This is a genomic window from Streptomyces hawaiiensis, assembly GCF_004803895.1.
In the GTDB taxonomy this organism is placed as follows: domain Bacteria; phylum Actinomycetota; class Actinomycetes; order Streptomycetales; family Streptomycetaceae; genus Streptomyces; species Streptomyces hawaiiensis.
On the sequence record NZ_CP021978.1, the window covers coordinates 3999603 to 4017990 of the forward strand.

Consider the following 18388-nt stretch of genomic DNA (forward strand, 5'->3'; position numbering starts at 1 on the left):
GCACCATGCCGACGTCACCGTCGCTGTCCACTCCCAGCACCAAGGCGGGCCGGGAGGGGCTCGACGCCCTTCTCGCGCGCCCCGGCAAGGCGTTGATCGGGCTCGACTTCGACGGGACGCTCGCGCCGATCGTGGCCGATCCGGAGCGGGCCCGGGCCCACCCGCGGGCGCTGGCCGCGCTGGCGGCGCTCGCGCCGAAGGTGGCCGCCGTGGCGGTGATCACCGGCCGGCCGGCCGAGGTCGCGGTGCGCAACGGCGGCTTCGCGGGCGCGCCGGGACTGGAACACCTGGTCGTCCTCGGCCACTACGGCGCCGAGCGGTGGGACGCCCGCAGCGGCAAGGTCACCGCCCCCGACCCGCACCCCGGCGTAGACGCCGTCCGCGCCGAGCTGCCCGGGCTCCTCGACGGGAGCGGGACCTGGGTCGAGGACAAGGGCCGGGCAGTAGCCGTGCACACCCGCCGGGCCGCCGACCCGCAGGCCGCCTTCGAGGCCCTGCGCGAGCCGCTCACCGACCTGGCGACCCGGCACGGCCTGATCGTCGAGCCTGGCCGCATGGTCCTGGAACTGCGCCCGCCCGGCATGGACAAGGGCGTCGCCCTCGCCGGCTTCGCCCGGGAGATCGGCGCCGGGTCCGTCCTCTACGGCGGCGACGACCTGGGCGACCTGCCCGCCTACGCCGCCGTCGACACCCTGCGCGCGGACGGCACCCCGGGCCTGCTGGTGTGCAGCGGCAGCGACGAGGTGACCGAGCTCAGGGAGCGGGCGGACCTGGTGGTGGACGGCCCGGAGGGGGTCGTACGACTGCTGGGGGCGCTGGCGGACCGGCTGGGCTGAAGGCCGCGCCCTCAGGGGCTAGACCCGGAGCGGGCCCGGCCCCACCCCGAGGCACTGCCCGCTGGCGGCGCTCGCGCCGCAGGCGGCCGCCGTGGCGACGATCACCGGCCGGCCGAGGTCGCGGCGCGCAACGGCGGCTTCGCAGGCGCACCGGGTCTCGCCGCTGAAGACCGCGCCCTCAGGGGCGCGGGGAACTGCGCGAACAACCACGACGCACCCGCACCCTGCGACGGCCGGACAGCCCACGGTCCTCAGCGTTCCGCCCGACGCGCCTCCCGTATCCGCCGCAGCCGATTGACCGTCACCGGGTCATGGGCTAGGGCCCGTGGATCGTCCAGCAGGGCGTTGAGGAGCTGGTAGTAGCGCACGGGGGCGAGGCCCAGCTCCTCGCGGACGGCGCGTTCCTTCGCGCCGGGGCCGGAGAACCCGCGGCGTTCGAGCGCGAGGATGTCCCGCTCCCGGCGCCCGAGCCGCGTCCCGTCGTACTCCTCGTCCATGCCCGGCACCGTAGCGCCCGCCACCGACAACGCCTACTCCGCGCTCTCCGCCCGGATCGCCGCCGCCTGGAGCTGGCCGAGGACACCCGAGGGGCTGCCGCCGGGCGCGACGGCCTTGCCGATCCGCTGCTTGACCCGGGAACTGACGTCGGCCCAGGAGGTCTTTCCGACCGGGTAGAGCTCGGAGGCCAGCAGCTCCTCCAGGAACGGCCTGAGGTGCCGGTCCTCGTCCGAGGCGGCCATGGTGCCCGACGCGGAGGAGGTCACAGGCAGCAGGTCGTACTCGCGGGAGAAGTCCAGCACGTTCTTCTCGCTGTAGACGAAGTCGAGGAAGTCGCCGACCTGGTCGCGGTGGCCGTTCTCGCGGAACGCCGTCATCCAGTCGGAGACGCCGAGCGTGGACCTGCTCGGGCCCTCGTTGCCCGGCGTGGGCACCATCCCGTACTTGACGCCGTTCTTGGCGGCGATCTTCATCAGCGAGGGGTGGCCGTTGAGCATGCCGACCTCGCCCTTGGCGAAGGCGGAGAACGCCGCGGCCCGGTTGAGTTCGCCCGGTGCGACCGGCCCGGTCAGGTCCTTGCCGACCAGGTCGTTCTTCAGCCAGGAGAAGGTGGCGATGTTCTCCGGCGAGTCGAGGCCGTAGCTGTCGACGCTGTCGGTGTAGCCGCCCCCGCCGCTGAGCATCCACTGCATGGTCTCGGCCTGCGCCTCCTCCGGGCCGAGGGGCAGCGCGTACGGGTACTTCACGCCCTCCGCCTTGAGGGCCTCGGCGTCCTCGGCCAGGTCGTCCCAGGACTCGGGCGGGGTGATGCCGGCCTTGGCGAAGAGGGTCTTGTTGTAGAAGAGCACGCGTGTGGAGGCGGCGAACGGCATGCCGTACTGCACGCCCTTCACCTGGCCCGCGGAGGCCAGTTGCCCGACGAAATCGGCCTGCACGGGTATGGAGAGCAGGTCGTCGGCCTTGTAGAGCTGGTTGCGGACCGCGTAGTCGGCGTACGCGCCGATCTGCGCCATGTCCGGCGGGTCACCGGCGGCGACCATCTCCTTGACCTTGCTGTCGATGTCGTTCCAGGAGTAGACGCTGACCTCGATGTCGACGTCGGGGTGGTCGGCCTCGTACTCCTCGACCAGCTTGTCCCAGTACTTCTTCGAGCTGTTGGCGGCGCTGTCGCCGTAGTCGGCGGCGACCAGCTTCAGTGTCACGTCGGCCGAGCCGCCCGTGACGCCGCAGCCACCGAGGACCGCCGTCATGCCCAGTGCGGACACCACCGCGATCGTTCCTGCCATCCGCCGCCGCTGCACCGCTGCTCTTCCCCAACCCCGGCGTCACCGCCGCCGAAACATTTCGATATGCGGAACAAGGTCTACACCACGCGAGTGGACTAGACCTCTCGCGGGTCCACGGGTCACACTGTTTCCGTGAGACATGTCATCGCCCTCGACGTGGGCGGCACCGGAATGAAGGCCGCCCTGGCCGGCCCGGGGGGCGAGGTGCTGCACCGGGCCCGTCGCGCCACCGGACGCGCCCAGGGACCGGACGCCGTCGTCGCGGGCATCCTCGACTTCGCCGCCGAGCTGCGCGCCTACGGCACCGAGCAGCTGGGCACGCCCGCGTCCGCCGCCGGCGTGGCCGTCCCCGGCATCGTCGACGAGGCGCGCGGCGTCGCCGTCTACGCGGCCAACCTCGGCTGGCGCGACGTCCCGCTGCGCGCCCTGCTGGCGGAGCGGCTGGGTGTCCCGGTCGCCCTCGGGCACGACGTGCGCACCGGCGGCCTCGCCGAGGGCCGCCTCGGCGCGGGCCGGGGCGCGGACCGATTCCTGTTCGTGGCCCTGGGCACCGGCATCGCGGGCGCCATCGGCGTCGACGGCCGGGTCGAAGCGGGCGCACACGGCTTCGCGGGCGAGATCGGCCACATCGTCGTACGCCCCGGCGGAACCCCCTGCCCGTGCGGGCAGCACGGCTGCCTGGAGCGCTTCGCCTCGGCGGCGGCCGTGAGCGAGGCCTGGGCGGCGGCCTCGGGCGACCCGGGCGCGGACGCGGCGGACTGCGCGAAGGCCGTCGAATCCGGCGACCCGACGGCCCAGGCGGTCTGGCAGGAAGCCATCGACGCCCTCGCCGACGGCCTGGTCACGGCCCTCACGCTGCTCGACCCGCGCACCCTGATCATCGGTGGCGGGCTGGCCGAGTCGGGAGAAACCTTGTTCACACCTCTGCGGGAAGCGATCCGCAGCCGCATCACCTTCCAGAAGCAGCCGTCGATCGTCCCCGCCGCGCTGGGGGACGGTGCCGGTTGCCTGGGGGCAGGCCTGCTGGCCTGGGATCTTCTCGACCGGACGGACCGTACGGAGGTAACGCCCTGATGGCAGCCCACCCAGGGGCGCGGGACAGCGCCGATATGCGGCTCCGCCGCGGGGCGCGACCAGCCACACACAACCCGCACCCCGCAACGTCGGGAACCCCCACAGTCCTCGCCGGCGCCACCGTGGTCCTCCCGACCGGAGCCGTCCGCGATGGCCGGCTGGTCATCGACGGCACCCGCATCACCACCACGGCCCCGGAAGACGCGACGGTCATCGACGTAACAGACCACTACGTCATCCCCGGCTTCGTCGACCTCCACAACCACGGCGGCGGCGGAGCCTCCTTCACCTCCGGCACGGTCGACGACATCCTCAAGGGCGTCCACACCCACCGCCTGCACGGCACGACCACCCTGGTCGCCTCCACCGTCACCGGCGACATGGACTTCCTCACCCGGCGCGCGGGCCTGCTGAGCGAACTCGCCGAGCAGGGCGAGATCGCCGGCGTCCACTTCGAGGGCCCGTTCATCTCCCCCTGCCGCAAGGGCGCCCACTCCGAGGCCCTCCTGCGCGACCCCCACCCCGCGGACGTCCGCAAGCTGATCGACGCGGCCCGGGGCCAGGCCAGGATGCTCACTCTGGCCACCGAACTCCCCGGCGGCCTCGACTCCGTACGCCTCCTCGCCGACCACGGAGTGATCGCGGCGATCGGCCACACGGACGCGACGTACGAGCAGACGGTGGAGGCCATCGACGCGGGCGCCACGGTCGCCACCCACCTCTTCAACGCGATGCCCCCGCTCGGCCACCGCTCCCCCGGCCCGATCGCGGCTCTCCTGGAGGACGACCGGATCACGGTCGAGCTGATCAACGACGGAACGCACCTGCACCCGGCGGCGCTCCGGCTGGCGTTCCACCACGCGGGCGCGGACCGGGTCGCCTTCATCACGGACGCGATGGACGCGGCCGGTTTCGGCGACGGCCGCTACTGGCTGGGCCCGCTGGAGGTGGAGGTCGCGGACGGCGTGGCCCGCCTGGTGGGGGACGGCGCGATCGCCGGCTCGACGCTCACCCTGGACCGCGCGTTCAAGCGGGCGGTCACGGTCGACGGCCTCTCCGTCGAGGACGCGGTGCGGGCCCTGTCCGCCACCCCGGCCCGCCTGCTCGGCCTGGACGACACGATCGGCTCACTGGAGCCCGGAAAACACGCCGACCTGCTGATCCTGGACTCCGCGTACGACCTGAAGGGCGTCATGCGCCGGGGCGAATGGCTGGTCGGTCCCCAACTGGGCTGATCCATCCCGCAGTCGAGAGACGGTGGCCGGCTCCAGGACTGGGCCGACCGCCGTGACTTTGGCATGATCGGACTACCTGCACGTTCATGTCGGCACGCACATCGGGGGAGGTCGGCCCGGGTGATCCTCACGGTCACGCTGAACACCGCTCTCGACATCACCTACCGCGTACGGTCCCTCAGGCCGCACGCCTCCCACCGCGTCTCCGAGGTGACGGAACGCCCCGGCGGCAAGGGCGTCAACGTGGCCCGGGTGCTCGCGGCCCTCGGGCACGAGGTGACGGTGACGGGGTTCACGGGCGGGGCGACGGGCCGGGTCGTGCAGGAGAGGCTCGCGGCGGTACCGGGTGTCGTGGACGCGCTCGTCCCGCTCGCCGGGGCGACCCGCCGCACCATCGCCGTGGTCGACGACCGGACCGGCGACACGACCCAGCTGAACGAACCGGGCCCGATGGTCGCGCCCGGCGAGTGGTCGGCGTTCCAGGAGGCCTACGACGACCTCCTCGCCTCCGCCTCCGCGGTGGCCCTGTGCGGCAGCCTGCCCCCAGGTGTCCCGGTGGGCGCGTACGCGGGCCTGGTCCGCACGGCCCGCTCCTTCGGTGTCCCGGTCCTCCTGGACACCAGCGGCGAGCCCCTGCGCCGGGGCGTCGCGGCCCGCCCCGACATCATCAAGCCGAACGCTGAGGAACTGGCGGAACTGACCGGTTCCCACGAACCGCTGCGCGCCACCCAGGACGCCCGCCGCCGGGGCGCGGGCGCGGTGGTCGCGTCCCTCGGTCCCGAGGGCCTCCTCGCCGCCACCCGGGAAGGCCGCTGGCGATCCACCCCACCGACCCCGCTACGAGGCAACCCGACAGGCGCCGGCGACGCGGTGGTAGCGGGCCTGCTGTCAGGCCTGACCGAACACCTCCCCTGGCCGGACCGCCTGACCCGCGCGACGGCCCTCGCGGCAGCGACGGTGGCAGCACCGGTTGCCGGGGAATTCGACCGGGGGGTGTACGAGGAGCTGCTGGGGAGGGTGACGGTTTCGGGGGAGGTCAGCGCGGCCTAGGCCGGCTCAGTCCTCGACCTGGCCCGCCTTCAGCCACAGCTGGTCCAGCAGGACGTTGCACTTGTCGCCGTCCTGGCAGGACAGCGAGATCGTGTTGGTGCCCTTGTTGAGGGTCGGCCAGGCGTACGTCTTCGTCCAGCCCTTGGCGAAGTCGCCGTCCGAGGTGTGCGTGAAGTTGCCCATGTTCAGCTTGTTGCCGAACGGCTTTCCGTTGACGGTGAGGGTCATCTCCTGATCCTCGTCCACCGTGCTGTAGCGGGCGAAGACCGTGTAGGCACCGTCCTTGGGGACACCGTTGACGGTCCAGGTGACGGAGGAGCCCACCTGGTTGAGGTTCCCGACGTAGATGCCGCCGTCGGACTGGGCGCCCTTGACGTCCTGGCTGAGGGTCGCGCCGCCGCCGAGGCGCAGCGCCTTGGCGTCGATCTCAGGCAGGTCCGCCTTGCTCTGGCCGGCCTTGCTGGTCGAAGGGCTCGGCTTCGATTCCTGGGACTGGTTCGGGTTCGTGCCCACCTCGTCGGACGCCTTGTCCTTGTCCTTGTCGCCGCCCAGCATGGCCACGCCGATGCCGATGACGACCGCGGCGACCACCGCGATCGCGCCGATCAGCAGGCCCTTGGTGTTGGGGCCGCGGCCACCCCGGCCGCCACCGCCGCCGGGCATCTGCTGCTGCGCGGTCTGCGCACCGCCCGGCAGGGTTTCCGGCGCCGCGTAGTGTGCGTTCGGCCGGCTGTGGGCAGCCTGCTGCTGCGGGACCTGGCCGTAGGGCGCGGTCTGAGCGGCCTGCGGCTGGCCGTACGGGCGGGTACCGACCGCTCGCACCCGGTTGACCGAGTTCGGGTAGCCGTAGCCCCCGGACGGCGGCTGGGCTCCGTTGGCCTGCCCGTCGGCGTAGAGATAGCCGAACGGGTCGTCGTCCTCGGGCGTGCTCGCGCCGTTGTTGCCGGGCGTCATCCCTTGGTCTCCTCAGTCAGGTGCGGTGCATGCGGTACACGGGTGAGTAAGCGAGCCTACCCGCTCCCAGAGACCCAAACGGGTGACTCAGACCGCATCAACTCACTGACCTGGGCTTCACCCGGCGCGTCTGTGTTGTTTGGGACGAGATCGTTTCTCGACGTACATCCGCTCGTCAGCGGATTTCAACACTTCGTCCGCCGTCATTCCACAGTGTGCCCATCCGATGCCGAAGCTGGCGCCCACCCGGACGGCCCGCCCCTCGGCACGGATGGGCTGGATGATCTCGTTGCGGAGCCGGACCGCGAGGTCCTGCGCGTCGGCCCGGCCGAGTCCGTCGGCCAGGATGACGAATTCGTCACCCCCGAGCCGGGCGACCGTGTCGCCGTCACGGACGCCGTTGCTCAGCCGCCGGGCCACCTCGATGAGAACCGCGTCACCCGCGTTGTGCCCGAACCGGTCGTTGATCGACTTGAAGCCGTCGAGGTCGCAGAACAGCACGGCGAGGCCCTTGGTGCCGTCGTCGTGGTCCCCGTCCGGCGCGACGGTGTGCACATGGTGGTCGTAGGCGTCGTACGGCTCGACGCCCTGCCGGAAGTCGAAGCCGGGCCCGACCACGTCGAACGCGGGATGGCCGTAGGCCGCGTCGACGGACTCGACGGCGGTGTGCGGGGACGTGGCCCGCTGGCAGAGCCGGGACGACAGGCGGGAGCGCAGCTCCGCGGAGTTGGGCAGGCCGGTGAGCGAGTCGTGGGAGGCGCGGTGAGCGAGCTGGAGCTCGCGGCGCTTGCGCTCCTCGATGTCCTCGACGTGCGTGAGCAGGAAGCGCGGCCCGTCGGCGGCGTCCGCGACGACGCTGTTGCGCAGCGAGACCCACACGTACGTACCGTCGCGGCGGCCGAGGCGGAGCTCCGCGCGTCCGCCCTCCGCCGAGGTCCGCAGCAGGGTGCCTATGTCCTCGGGATGGACCAGGTCGGAGAACGAGTAGCGGCGCATCGCGGAGGCGGGGCGGCCCAGCAGCCGGCACAGCGCGTCGTTCGTGCGCAGGATCCGGCCGTGCTGGTCACCGCCCATCTCGGCGATGGCCATGCCGGACGGTGCGTACTCGAAGGCCTGCCTGAAGCTTTCCTCACTTGCCCGCAGCGCCTGCTGTTCGCGCTCCAGGCGGACCAGCGCGCGCTGCATGTTGGCGCGCAGCCGGGCGTTGCTGATCGCGATGGCGGCCTGGAAGGCGTACATCTGGAGCGCCTCGCGGCCCCAGGCGCCGGGCCGGCGGCCGTTGCGCGGCCGGTCCACGGAGAGCACGCCGATCAGCTCGCCGCCCGCCGCGCTGCCCTGCGGGCCCGGCGCGTACATGGGGGCGAAGAGCCGGTCGGCCGGGTGCCACTCGTCCTCGAATCGGGGGGCGGGGCCGTCGGTGTACCACTGCGGGACGTCGTCGTCGTCGAGGACCCAGCCCTCGGTGTGCGGTATGAACACCAGGTCGCCCCAGTGCTCCCCCATGCCGAGGCGGCGTTCCCAGGAATCGCGCGAGCCGACGCGGCCGGTGATGAGGGCCTCGGCGGCGGGGTTCCCGGCGAAGGCGGCGACGACGAGATCGCCGTCCGGCCGTACGAGGTTCACACACGCCAGCTCGTAACCGAGGGCCGCGACGACGCCCTCCGCGACGGTCTGCAGTGTGTCCGCCAGGCTGCGGGCCGTGTTCATGTCGGCCATGACCTGGTGCAGTTGTCGCAGGGACGCAAGGCGGACGTAGGGCTCCGACTCGCTCTCCATGCTCGCCCTCCCCCCGAGACCTCGCAGCGAATCAAGGGTTCTCATCGGCGTATCGTCCTGGCAGCTTCCCCGCCACTGAATCACAGCGCGCTGCTCACTCGGTACACAGGGTCAACAATTCCTGCCCCTTGTGACTCAAGTCACAGGCAAACCTGAACAACTGCGTGGAGTTTCTGCGTTCTTCACATGCGTCTGCCGACGCAAACTTTGTCAGGTTGCGCACATGTATTTCCGTCGTGCTCTTCGGTGGACCGCGGATGTCCGTCGGGAGTCCTAGGACCGCGATCGGGCGGGAGTCCGATGCGGGGCGCGCGCGGCGGACATTAGCGTTTCCGGTGTGCCGAACACTCCCGCTGCCCCGTCCCCGATCATTCCGTCGCCCGCCTCCGGGCATGCTGAGGGGGTGAGCAACGACGAGTTCCGCGCCGCCATGTCCCGGCTGGCCTCGGGTGTGGTCCTGGTGACCGCGCAGGAGCCCTCGCTCGACCCGGACGACCCCTCGGCGCCGGATGTCGAGGACGTGGGCATGACGGCCACGGCCTTCATGTCGGTGTCCCTGGACCCGCCCCTGGTGCTGGTGAGCCTGCGCGAGGGCTCCCGCATGGACGACCTGCTGGAGGAGCAGGACCTGTGGGCGGTCTCGGTCCTCTCCGAGAGCCAGCGGCACATCGCGGGCCGTTTCGCGATGAAGGGCCGCCTCAGCGACCGGCTGCTGTTCGCCGACATCCCCTACACACGCGGCGAGTACACCGACGCCCCGCTGGTCGGCGGCGCCCTGGCCGTCCTGGAGTGCCGCACCGAGCAGCGCGTCCGGGTGGGCGACCACACCCTGGTCATCGGCCGCGTCCTGACCGCCTCCGTCCCCAGTGCGGAGGGCGGCCCTCTGACGTACTTCCGGGGCCGGTACCGGCAGTTGGGCTGAGGAAACCGTTGGCCGGGCGCCGAGCCGCCCGCCTAGGGTGCGCCCATGACGACGACCGGCCTGCGGCTCGAGGAGATCACCCCCCAGAATCTCGACGCCGCCCTCGGCATCCACGTCCGCCCCGACCAGGAACATGCCGTCGCCCCCGTGGTGAAGTCGCTCGCCGAGGCCTACGTCCACCCCCTGCGTCGCCTGGCCCCGCCTGATCGTCGACGGCGACCGCCCGGTCGGCTTCGCCATGGCGTGCCTCGGCATCGACTGGTACGGGGACGGCAGCGAGATCCGTTCGGGCCTGTGGCGGCTGAACATCGCGGCCGGGGAGCAGGGCAAGGGGTACGGCCGTTTCGCCGTCGAAACCGTCGCCGCCGAGTTGCGCCGGCGCGGCACCAAGAAGTGCTACGTCACGTGGCACCCGGGGCCGAACGGTCCTGAGGGCTTCTACCTCGGGCTCGGCTTCCGCCCGGACGGGGAGAACAGCGGGGGCCAGACGGTAGGCGTTCTGGAGCTGGCCTAGCCCCAGTCCCGCGCGCCGCGCCCCCGCTTCGTCTCCGAGCGCTGCTTCTTCTCCCGCAGCCGCCGCTCGTTGATACCCCGGGGGATCCGGGTCGGCTTGCGGGGCTTGGGCGGGGGTGCGGTGGCCTCGGCCAGGAGCGCGGTGAGGCGTACGGCCGCTGCCTCACGGTTGCGCCACTGGGAGCGGTGCTCGGAGGACCGTACGGTGACGACGCCGTCGATCAGGCGCCCGGCCAGCCGCTCCAGGGCCCGCTGCTTCCACACCGCGGGCAGCGCCTCGGTCTTCGCCAGGTCGAAGCTCAGCTCGACCTTGGAGTCGCTGGTGTTGACGTGCTGCCCGCCCGGGCCCGACGACCGCGAGAAACGCCACATGAGCTCGGCCTCGGGCAGGGAGACGGAGCCACGGATGACATGGGGACCGGACATGCCGTCCATGTTCCCGCTCCTGTCCCGTCCACGTCACCCGAATAATCGCGAGTAAAGAAAGTAAAGGAGCTGGAACCTCGCGTACCCCTCTCCACGTTCATGGGGTAGCTGTAGCTTCGATGCCGCAGTGTCTTTGCCGCACGTAAACGAGGGAAGGGACTCCCAACAATGGCTGTAAGCCTGTCCAAGGGTGGCAACGTCTCGCTCACCAAGGAGGCTCCGGGCCTGACCGCCGTCACCGTGGGCCTCGGCTGGGACGTCCGCACCACCACCGGCACGGACTTCGACCTCGACGCCTCCGCGATCGCGGTCAACACGCAGGGCAAGGTCTACTCTGACGCCCACTTCGTCTTCTTCAACAACAAGGAGACCCCGGACAGCACGATCGTCCACACCGGTGACAACCGCACGGGTGAAGGCGCCGGCGACGACGAGGCGATCAACGTCAACCTCGCCGGCCTCCCGGCCGACATCGAGAAGATCGTCTTCCCGGTGTCGATCTACGACGCGGAGAACCGCTCGCAGAACTTCGGCCAGGTGCGCAACGCCTACATCCGCATCGTCAACCAGGCCGGCGGCGCGGAGATCGCCCGCTACGACCTGTCGGAGGACGCGGCCACGGAGACGGCCATGGTCTTCGGCGAGCTCTACCGCAACGGCGCGGAGTGGAAGTTCCGCGCGGTCGGCCAGGGCTACGCCTCGGGCCTGGTCGGCATCGCCCAGGACTTCGGTGTGAACGTCTGACGGACGCCCTTGGGTGACCTACGGAGCCCCCGGCCGCGGATGACGGGCCGGGGGCTCTGGCACCCCCAGGGGAGCGTCCCCAGGGGGCCGCGGGGAACAGCGCGTCAAGCCACGAACCATCTGCACCCGACTACGCGGCGCAAGCCCCAACGGCGCTTTCCCTCAGGACCCGCAGGACCCCCTTACACCCCTTTTCGGCCCCTCAGGCCCCCTCCGGCTTCCCCTCCCCGTACAGCCAGTCCTCCCAGATGCCCTCGAAGTCCTCCCCCGGGGCCTGCTGCTCGACGTACGCCGTGAAGTCGGCCGTGTCGGCGTTGCCATACCGATACTCGGCCGCCCACCCCCGGAGCATCGAGAAGAACCGGTCGTCCCCGACGGCCTGCCGCACCTTCTGCAGCGCCATCGCCCCCCGCCAGTACACGGGCGGGTCGGAGATCCGCGCGGCGCTCGGCGGGTCCGCCGGCGGGAACTCCCAGATCTCCTGCCCGGCCGCCTCCGTATCGAAGTACTCGCCGGAGTAGAGCGCGTCGAACGTCTCCTGCGCACTGTCCCCGCCGTGGTCCTCCTCCCACAGCCACTCCGCGTACGTCGCGAAGCCCTCGTTGAGCCACATGTCCCGCCAGCTCTTCGGCGTGACGGAGTCGCCGTACCACTGGTGGGCGAACTCATGGACGAGGAGCGTGATGCCGGGGGCGCCGGGGAAGACCGGCCGGCTCTGGGTCTCCAGCGCGTAGCCGACATCGGGCGCGCGGTCGACGATCGCGCCGGCGGTGGAGAAGGGGTACGGCCCGAACCGCCGTTCCGCCCACCGCAGCACCTCGGGGATCCGCCCGAGCACGGCCCGGCTCGCCGCCGCCTCCGCCGGGTCGACCGCCGTGTACACGGGCGGACCGTCCCCGGCCCTGGAGCGGCTGATGTCGAAGCGGCCGATCGCGAGCGTGGCGAGGTAACTCGCCATCGGCTCACCGGAGTGCCATACGAACGTCGTACGCCCCCGTGCGGTCCTCTCGCTTCGCAACTCCCCGTTGGACACGGCTCGCAGCCCCTGCGGCACGGTCACCGTGAGGTCGTACGCCGCCTTGTCGGAGGGGTGGTGGTTGCCGGGGAACCACGCCATCGCCCCCGTCGGCTCGCCCAGCGCGAGCACCCCGTCCGTGGTGCGCAGCCAGCCCTCCTGGGAGCCGTCAGGGTCGGTGACGGTCTCGGGTGCGCCGGAGTAGCGCACGGTCACGCGGAACGTCTCGTCCCGGTCGATGTCGCCGTGCGGCCGGACGGTGAGTTCCTGCCCGGCGCGGTTCCAGCGGGCGCTCTCGCCACCGACGGTGACCTTCTCGACCTCCATACCGAGCAGGTCGAGGTTGAACGCGGAGAGGTCCTTGGCCGCGCGGGCGGTGAGAGTGGCCGTGCCGGTGAGGTGGTGGGCGTCGGGGTCGTAGGCGAGACGCAGGCCGTAGTGGGTGACGTCGTAGCCGCCGTTGCCGGCCTTCGGGAAGTACGGGTCGCGGACGCCGGAGCCGCCCGGGGTGCCGTGCACGCCGCCGCCGCACCCGGTGAGGACGAGAGCGGCGACGAGCAGGGTGGCTGCGGGCAGCGTGGGGACAAGACGTACAGATCGGGCCACGATCGCGATCCTACGGGCGCATGACACCATCACCTCCGTGCTCGACATCGGCTACGCCCTCTCCAACCGCTTCCCCGACCCGCCGCAGACCGACTACCGACGCGCGGACGTCCGGGCACTGCGGCACGACCTGTTCTGCGGGGACGTCTATCTGGCGGACACCAAGACGGATCACGAGGTGTCCACAGCCTGGGGATGGGTGCCGGTACTCGACTTCGCGTGGGCGCTGTGCGACATCGTGGAGCGGATCGACCGGGACCCGGCGGGCTCGCGGGCCTCCCGGCCGCAGCGGGCGGAACTGGACTTCACCGAGTCGACGGACCGGATGCTCTTCGAGCGCCGCTTCGGCTGGGTGGACATCGAGGCCGACTGGATGCGCGCGGAGGAGCCAGCGCTCACCGTCTCCCACAGCGAACTGCGCGGCGAGGCACGGGACTTCCTGCACGACCTGATCGCCGACCTCACCGACCTGCACGACGACCTCGCGGAGAACCCGGCGATCTGGACCCTACTGGCCCGCTTCCCCCGGGTCTCCTGACCGGCCGACCATGGTGGCAGCATCACCCGTGATCAGTACCTGACACGGGGAGAGCAGAGGCATGGCGCAGGGGCGTGTGGTCTACGGGCTGAACTACAAGATGACCCCACCGGCCGTCGTCAGCGGGGACGAACCGGGGCGGGGCACGTCCGTCCGCCTCATCCGTGATCCCGGCCCCGCCCCCGACCGGCTCCACTCGCTGCGGGTCTTCGATCTGCGCGCCGAGGACTGGACGCCGGTCGCCCGCGTGATCACGGAGCAGACCCTGGGCTCCCGGCTGAGCGGACGCCCGGCGGTGTACCAGGTCCTGGACCCCCAGGGGGCACCGCTCGGGCGGATCACGCTGCGGCGGCGTCGCGCCTTCCGCTGGGGCCGCAAGCGGTGGACCGTGGAGCCGGTCGCCGGGCCCGTCCTCGACGGTTACCAGGGCCGTCTGTGGGCGTGGGCGCTGTGGTGGCCGCTCGGCCTGCCGGTCTATCTGCTGTTTCTGGCCTGGGTGCTGCTGGCGGAGGCCGACGACGGCTTCCGCCCGCCGCGACGCGTCATCTGGCGCGACGGCTCACGCCGCGCCCGTCTCGTCTTCCGCGCGGTGGCCGAGGACTACCAGCTGCTCAGCCAGGACCTCGACCCGCGTCTGGTCAACGCCCTCATCGCACTGCACCAGTCCTACGACTGCCCGGAGAGGGCGGGGGCGGGAGGCTGGTACGGGAAGTGACGGCTACGGACGTGACGGCTACGGACGTGACGGCTACGGATGTCACGGTTACGGATGTCACGGCTACGGATGTCACGGCTATGGATGTCACGGCTATGGGATGTAAGGGTCACGGGATGTGAAGCAGGGGGTCAGCCCTCCACGCGGATCCCCCACTGCGCGGCCAGCACCGGTGCCAGGTCCAGCAGTTGTGCCGGGCTGATCACCGCCCCCGACAACCGGTCCAGCCCCCGGCTGATCTCCAGCGACGCGGCCCCCCGCAGGTCGACGTCGGTCAGGGTCGCCGCGTGGAAGTCGGCGCCCTTCAGCGCGCAGTCCACGAACTCCACGCGCTCCAGCCGGGCCCCGCCGAAGTCCGGCTCGACCAGGACGCAGCCCTCGAAGACGACGTCTCTGAGCCGGGCCGTGCGCAGGTTCAGATAGTCGATCTTGCCGCCGCGGATCAGCACCCGCTCCAGCACCGCCCCGTGCAGCTGCGGTCCGCCGAGCCGGGCATCGCTCAGCTCCACGTCGCGCAGGGTCGCCTCGGCGAGGTCGGTGCCGACGCCGCGGACACCGGTGAGGGCCGAGTCCAGGACGCGGGCGTGCCGCAGCCGGGTCTCGTCCAGCGCGCAGCCCGTCAGGGCGCAGTCCATGAAACGAGCGCCCGACCCGTCCTGCCCGGTGAAGTCCGCGTCCCGGAAGTCCAGCCCGTCATAGTCCCCATCGGGCTCCAGCCCACGACCCTCGTACGGCTCCAGCACCGGCAGCCGCACCTCCGGTCGCCGCGCGCCCTTCACACCCGTACCGCCCGCCGCTCTCCTCGCCATCTCCCCATGCTGCACCCCACCACTGACAACGCGCCCTGACCTGCGTGAACACCCGTCGTGTCACATTCCGGTGCCCTCGATCGGTCGTACTCACAGAAGGCGGCCCCGACCCGAGGGAGATCCCCAGCCATGCACCGCATCACCGTCATCGGCGGCGGCTTCGCCGGACTGACCGCGGCCATCACCGCTGCCGAGGCGGGCGCCAAGGTCACCGTCCACGAGGCCCATCACACCCTCGGCGGCCGGGCGCGCACCGCCGACGGCCCCTACCGCACCAACGAGGGTCCGCACGCCCTCTACAACGGCGGCCCGCACTGGGCCTGGCTCAAGCAGCGCGACCTCATCGGCCCGCTCGCCCCGCTCCCGCCCCTGGAGGCCGCCCGGCTCCGGCTGCGGCACCAGGGCGTGCTGCGCCGCACCCCGCCGTTCCCGATGCTGAAGCTGCTGCGCCGGGCGGGCCGGCAGGCGCCCGTGGACGTGGACTTCCTGACCTGGGCGACGGGCATCGCGGGCGAGGAGGGGGCCCGGGCCGCCGCGCACTACTCGGCGGTCGCCCTGTTCCACCACGACCCCGGGTCACTGTCGGCCGCGTTCGTGCAGGAGCGGCTGCGCCGTGCCACCAAGCTGCCACCCGAGGCGCACTACCCGCGCGGCGGCTGGGCGAGCCTCATCGACCGGATGGCCGCTCGCGCCTGGAATCTGGGCGTCCGGATGGAGACGCTGTCCCGCGTCGACGAGCTGCCCACCGACACACCCGTCGTCGTCGCCACCTCCCTCGACGCCGCCCGCCGCCTGCTCGGGGACGACTCCCTGACCTGGCCCGGCGGCCGTACCGCCCTCGTCGACCTGGCCGTACGCACCCGGCGCGGGGACGCCTTCGCGGTCTCCGACCTGGACGCACCCGGCTGGCTGGAGCGGTTCACCGCCCAGGACCGCAGCCTCGCCCCGGAGGGCGAGCAGTTGATCCAGGGTCAGATCCCCCTCGCCCCGCACGAGTCCAAGGCCGACGGCACCGCCCGTGCCGAGCAGCTGCTCGACCTGGGCTTCCCGGGCTGGCGCGAGCGGGTCACCTGGCGGCGCGAGGCGGTGGCCAACGGCCGTACGGGCGCGGTCGATCTGCCCGGCACCAGCTGGCGCGACCGGCCGGCCGTGGACCGGGGCGCCGGCGTCTACCTCGCCGGCGACCAGGTCGCGGCCCCGGGTGTGCTGTCCGAGGTGTCCTTCAACAGCGCCCTGACGGCGGTCTCCCTGGCCCTCGGCCGGCGCGAGCTTGACCTCAAGCAAGCTTGAGGTTGAAGGCTGGTCGCACCGAACGCCCCACCAGAGGAGTCGCCATGCACGCCATCCGCCTGCACGCCTTCGGCCCGCCCGAGAACCTCACCTACGAGCAGGTCGAAAACCCCCGGCCGGGCCCCGGCCAGGTCCGGATCGCCGTACGCGCGGCGGGCGTCCACCTCCTGGACGCCGCCCTGCGCGAGGGCATGCGGGGCGGACCGGCGAACGAGCGGGCGCCGCTGCCCACCGTCCCGGGCCGCGAGGTCGCCGGGGTCGTGGAGTCCCTGGGCGAGGGCGTCGCCGGGCTGTGGCTCGGCAAGCAGGTGGTCGCCCACCTCGGCTTCGTCCCCGGCGGATATGCCGAGCTGGCCGTCACCGAGGCTGAGCGCCTGCACGAGATCCCCGGGAACCTGGACTTCGCCGAGGCCGTCGCCATGATCGGCACGGGCCGTACGACGATGGGGATCCTGCAGTTCGCCGACCTCGGCCCCGACTCGGTGGCCATCGTCCCGGCCGCCGCCGGAGGCATCGGCACCCTCCTCGTGCAGTACGCCAAGAACGCCGGCGCGACGGTCGTCGGCCTCGCGGGCGGGCCGGAGAAGACCGCCCGGGTGCAGGCGGGCGGCGCCGATCTCGCCGTCGACTACACGGACCCCGCCTGGCCCGCGAAGGTCCGCGCCCAGCTCGGCGGCCAGGCCGCGACGATCGTCTTCGACGGCGTCGGTGGCGACGTCGCCCACGAGGCCGTCGGCCTCCTCGGCCCGGGCGGCAAGCACATCGTCTTCGGCTGGTCCGGCGCGGGCATCCAGACCGGCGGGCCCTACCTCGTCGACGGCGTCTCCGAGCAGGTCCTCGGGCCGGTGATGCTGGGGAAGGCCGGCGGGCCCGACCCCGTCCGCACCCTCGAACTGCGCGCCCTCACCGAGGCCGCCGCGGGCCGGCTCACCCCGGCCGTACAGCGCTTCCCGCTCCGCGAAACCGCGGCAGCGCACCGGGCGCTGGAGACCCGGGGCACCACGGGAAAGGTCGTCCTGGAGCCATGACCGGTCACGACGCCCGCACCCGCACATTCGCATGACCCACCCAGCACGCCCCACTACCGTGCCGAGGGTGATCGACATTCCCCGGGAACTGGCGGCATCTCAGGAGAAGTTCAACGGCGAGGCGGGCCGCGCCTTCATCACCGGACTGCCGGAGCAGACGGCCCGCTTCCTCGACCACTGGCAGCTGAGACCCGACGGACCGCCCATGCACGGCGTCTCCGCCCTGGTCCTCCCGGTCGTCCGCGCCGACGGCACCCCGGCGGTCCTCAAGCTCCAGATCCTCGACGAGGAGACCGAGGGCGAACCGGTGGCGCTGCGCGTCTGGAGCGGCGACGGGGCCGCCCGCCTCCTCGACCACGACGAGCCCACCGGCACCATGCTGCTGGAGCGCCTCGACGAGACCCGCATGCTGTCCCACGTGCCGGACGACCACCAGGTCGTGGTCACCATCGCCGAGCTCCTGGCCCACCTCACGTCCTTCCCGGCCCCGCCCGGCATGCGCCACCTCGGCGACATCGCCCAGGGCATGCTCGACCAGACCCCCTGGGCCCTCGGCCGCATCCCCGACCCGGAGGCCCGCCGCCTCGTCGCCGACTGCGCGGCCGCAGTGCGCGAGGTCATGGACGAGCCGGGCGACCGCCTCCTCCACTGGGACCTCCACGACGAGAACGTCCTCGCCTCCGACCGCGCCCCCTGGCTCGCGATCGACCCCAAGCCCCTCGCCGGCGACCCGGGCTTCGACCTGTGGCCCGCCCTCGACAACCGCTACGACCCCGACAACATCCTCTGGCGCTTCGACGCCATGACCGACATCCTCGCCCTGGACCGCGACCGCGCCCGCGCCTGGACCCTCGGCCGCCTCCTTCAGAACACCCTGTGGGACATCAAGGACGACCGCCCCATCGACGACGCCCAACTGGAAATCGCCCGCCGCCTGCGCTGGTGACCGGCGCGGCACGCCTCGGACACAGCAGGAGCGACCTCACCGAGTCCTGGCATTGCTGGTGGCACTGCCCCAGCCGCCGGTGATCGGCTGCCGGACCGGCTGGAGCACAAGAAAACCCCAGGTCACC

19 protein-coding genes and 1 pseudogene are annotated in these 18388 nt (G+C 72.1%); 12 read left to right on the forward strand and 8 right to left on the reverse strand.

What is annotated here, in order from left to right; all coding sequences use genetic code 11:
- The first annotated feature begins 5 nt into the window (after positions 1–5).
- Positions 6–836 carry a trehalose-phosphatase gene (gene otsB / locus CEB94_RS18255; RefSeq protein WP_175433257.1) on the forward strand — a complete coding sequence of 277 codons (831 nt, stop codon included), beginning with the start codon at positions 6–8 and terminating at the stop codon, positions 834–836.
- A gap of 18 nt (positions 837–854) precedes the next feature.
- Here the strand turns inward: otsB and CEB94_RS42215 are convergent, their stop codons facing one another.
- From CEB94_RS42215 to CEB94_RS18270, 3 genes are read right to left on the reverse strand one after another with little or no spacing between them, the layout of a single operon-like run.
- Positions 855–1046: a hypothetical protein gene (locus tag CEB94_RS42215; protein WP_175433258.1), complete on the reverse strand. Its 192-nt coding sequence runs from the start codon at positions 1044–1046 to the stop codon at positions 855–857.
- A 41-nt stretch (positions 1047–1087) separates the two neighbouring features.
- The gene (locus tag CEB94_RS18265; protein ID WP_175433259.1) at positions 1088–1333 is read right to left on the reverse strand and encodes a DUF3263 domain-containing protein; all 246 of its coding nucleotides are present in this window, start codon (positions 1331–1333) and stop codon (positions 1088–1090) included.
- A gap of 33 nt (positions 1334–1366) precedes the next feature.
- The gene (locus CEB94_RS18270; protein ID WP_175433260.1) at positions 1367–2620 is read right to left on the reverse strand and encodes an ABC transporter substrate-binding protein; all 1254 of its coding nucleotides are present in this window, start codon (positions 2618–2620) and stop codon (positions 1367–1369) included.
- A gap of 132 nt (positions 2621–2752) precedes the next feature.
- On the opposite strand from CEB94_RS18270, the gene CEB94_RS18275 reads away from it, so the two are divergent.
- The 3 genes from CEB94_RS18275 to CEB94_RS18285 all read left to right on the forward strand — a co-directional run bounded on the left by CEB94_RS18275 (position 2753) and on the right by CEB94_RS18285 (position 5979).
- Complete coding sequence (locus CEB94_RS18275) at positions 2753–3694, forward strand: ROK family protein (RefSeq protein WP_175433261.1); 942 nt, start codon at positions 2753–2755, stop codon at positions 3692–3694.
- Between the two features lie 35 nt (positions 3695–3729).
- Positions 3730–4929, forward strand: coding sequence for an N-acetylglucosamine-6-phosphate deacetylase (nagA, locus tag CEB94_RS18280; protein ID WP_425472548.1), 1200 nt, complete (start codon positions 3730–3732; stop codon positions 4927–4929).
- A gap of 120 nt (positions 4930–5049) precedes the next feature.
- Entirely contained in the window at positions 5050–5979 is a 930-nt protein-coding gene (locus tag CEB94_RS18285; protein ID WP_175433263.1) for a 1-phosphofructokinase family hexose kinase, read from the forward strand.
- A gap of 6 nt (positions 5980–5985) precedes the next feature.
- Here CEB94_RS18285 and CEB94_RS18290 read toward each other — a convergent pair whose 3' ends face one another.
- The gene (locus tag CEB94_RS18290; RefSeq protein ID WP_175433264.1) at positions 5986–6933 is read right to left on the reverse strand and encodes a carbohydrate-binding protein; all 948 of its coding nucleotides are present in this window, start codon (positions 6931–6933) and stop codon (positions 5986–5988) included.
- A 117-nt stretch (positions 6934–7050) separates the two neighbouring features.
- On the reverse strand, positions 7051–8709 hold the full coding sequence (cdgB, locus tag CEB94_RS18295; RefSeq protein ID WP_175433265.1) for a diguanylate cyclase CdgB: 1659 nt from the start codon (positions 8707–8709) through the stop codon (positions 7051–7053).
- Positions 8710–9046: 337 nt separating this feature from the next.
- Between cdgB and CEB94_RS18300 the strand changes: the two genes are divergently transcribed.
- Together CEB94_RS18300 and CEB94_RS18305 are read left to right on the forward strand one after the other, a co-directional pair.
- Positions 9047–9631, forward strand: coding sequence for a flavin reductase family protein (locus CEB94_RS18300; RefSeq protein WP_175433266.1), 585 nt, complete (start codon positions 9047–9049; stop codon positions 9629–9631).
- Positions 9632–9676: 45 nt separating this feature from the next.
- Positions 9677–10145 (forward strand): annotated as a pseudogene (locus tag CEB94_RS18305) (GNAT family N-acetyltransferase).
- Here the strand turns inward: CEB94_RS18305 and arfB are convergent.
- Positions 10142–10579: an alternative ribosome rescue aminoacyl-tRNA hydrolase ArfB gene (gene arfB, locus CEB94_RS18310; protein WP_175433267.1), complete on the reverse strand. Its 438-nt coding sequence runs from the start codon at positions 10577–10579 to the stop codon at positions 10142–10144. The pseudogene CEB94_RS18305 and the gene arfB sit on opposite strands and share 4 nt — an antisense overlap.
- Before the next feature lie 159 nt (positions 10580–10738).
- On the opposite strand from arfB, the gene CEB94_RS18315 reads away from it, so the two are divergent.
- On the forward strand, positions 10739–11314 hold the full coding sequence (locus tag CEB94_RS18315) for a TerD family protein (protein ID WP_031135830.1): 576 nt from the start codon (positions 10739–10741) through the stop codon (positions 11312–11314).
- A gap of 202 nt (positions 11315–11516) precedes the next feature.
- Here CEB94_RS18315 and CEB94_RS18320 read toward each other — a convergent pair whose 3' ends face one another.
- Positions 11517–12965 (reverse strand): M1 family metallopeptidase, encoded by a 1449-nt coding sequence (locus CEB94_RS18320; RefSeq protein WP_175437054.1) that lies wholly within the window; start codon positions 12963–12965, stop codon positions 11517–11519.
- A gap of 7 nt (positions 12966–12972) precedes the next feature.
- Between CEB94_RS18320 and CEB94_RS18325 the strand changes: the two genes are divergently transcribed.
- On the forward strand, positions 12973–13473 hold the full coding sequence (locus CEB94_RS18325) for a hypothetical protein (protein WP_175433268.1): 501 nt from the start codon (positions 12973–12975) through the stop codon (positions 13471–13473).
- Between the two features lie 61 nt (positions 13474–13534).
- A complete protein-coding gene (locus CEB94_RS18330) occupies positions 13535–14188 on the forward strand; it encodes a hypothetical protein (RefSeq protein ID WP_175433269.1) in 654 nt (217 codons plus the stop codon).
- A gap of 131 nt (positions 14189–14319) precedes the next feature.
- On the opposite strand, the gene CEB94_RS18335 is transcribed toward CEB94_RS18330, so the two are convergent.
- A complete protein-coding gene (locus CEB94_RS18335; RefSeq protein WP_175433270.1) occupies positions 14320–14997 on the reverse strand; it encodes a pentapeptide repeat-containing protein in 678 nt (225 codons plus the stop codon).
- A gap of 129 nt (positions 14998–15126) precedes the next feature.
- Here CEB94_RS18335 and CEB94_RS18340 point away from each other — a divergent pair, with 129 nt between their 5' ends.
- The 3 genes from CEB94_RS18340 to CEB94_RS18350 are packed head-to-tail and all read left to right on the forward strand — an operon-like array spanning position 15127 to position 18261.
- A complete protein-coding gene (locus CEB94_RS18340; RefSeq protein WP_175433271.1) occupies positions 15127–16287 on the forward strand; it encodes an FAD-dependent oxidoreductase in 1161 nt (386 codons plus the stop codon).
- Between the two features lie 44 nt (positions 16288–16331).
- Positions 16332–17315: a zinc-binding dehydrogenase gene (locus CEB94_RS18345; RefSeq protein WP_175433272.1), complete on the forward strand. Its 984-nt coding sequence runs from the start codon at positions 16332–16334 to the stop codon at positions 17313–17315.
- A 31-nt stretch (positions 17316–17346) separates the two neighbouring features.
- The gene (locus tag CEB94_RS18350; RefSeq protein WP_425472460.1) at positions 17347–18261 is read left to right on the forward strand and encodes an aminoglycoside phosphotransferase family protein; all 915 of its coding nucleotides are present in this window, start codon (positions 17347–17349) and stop codon (positions 18259–18261) included.
- Positions 18262–18388: the final 127 nt, after the last annotated feature.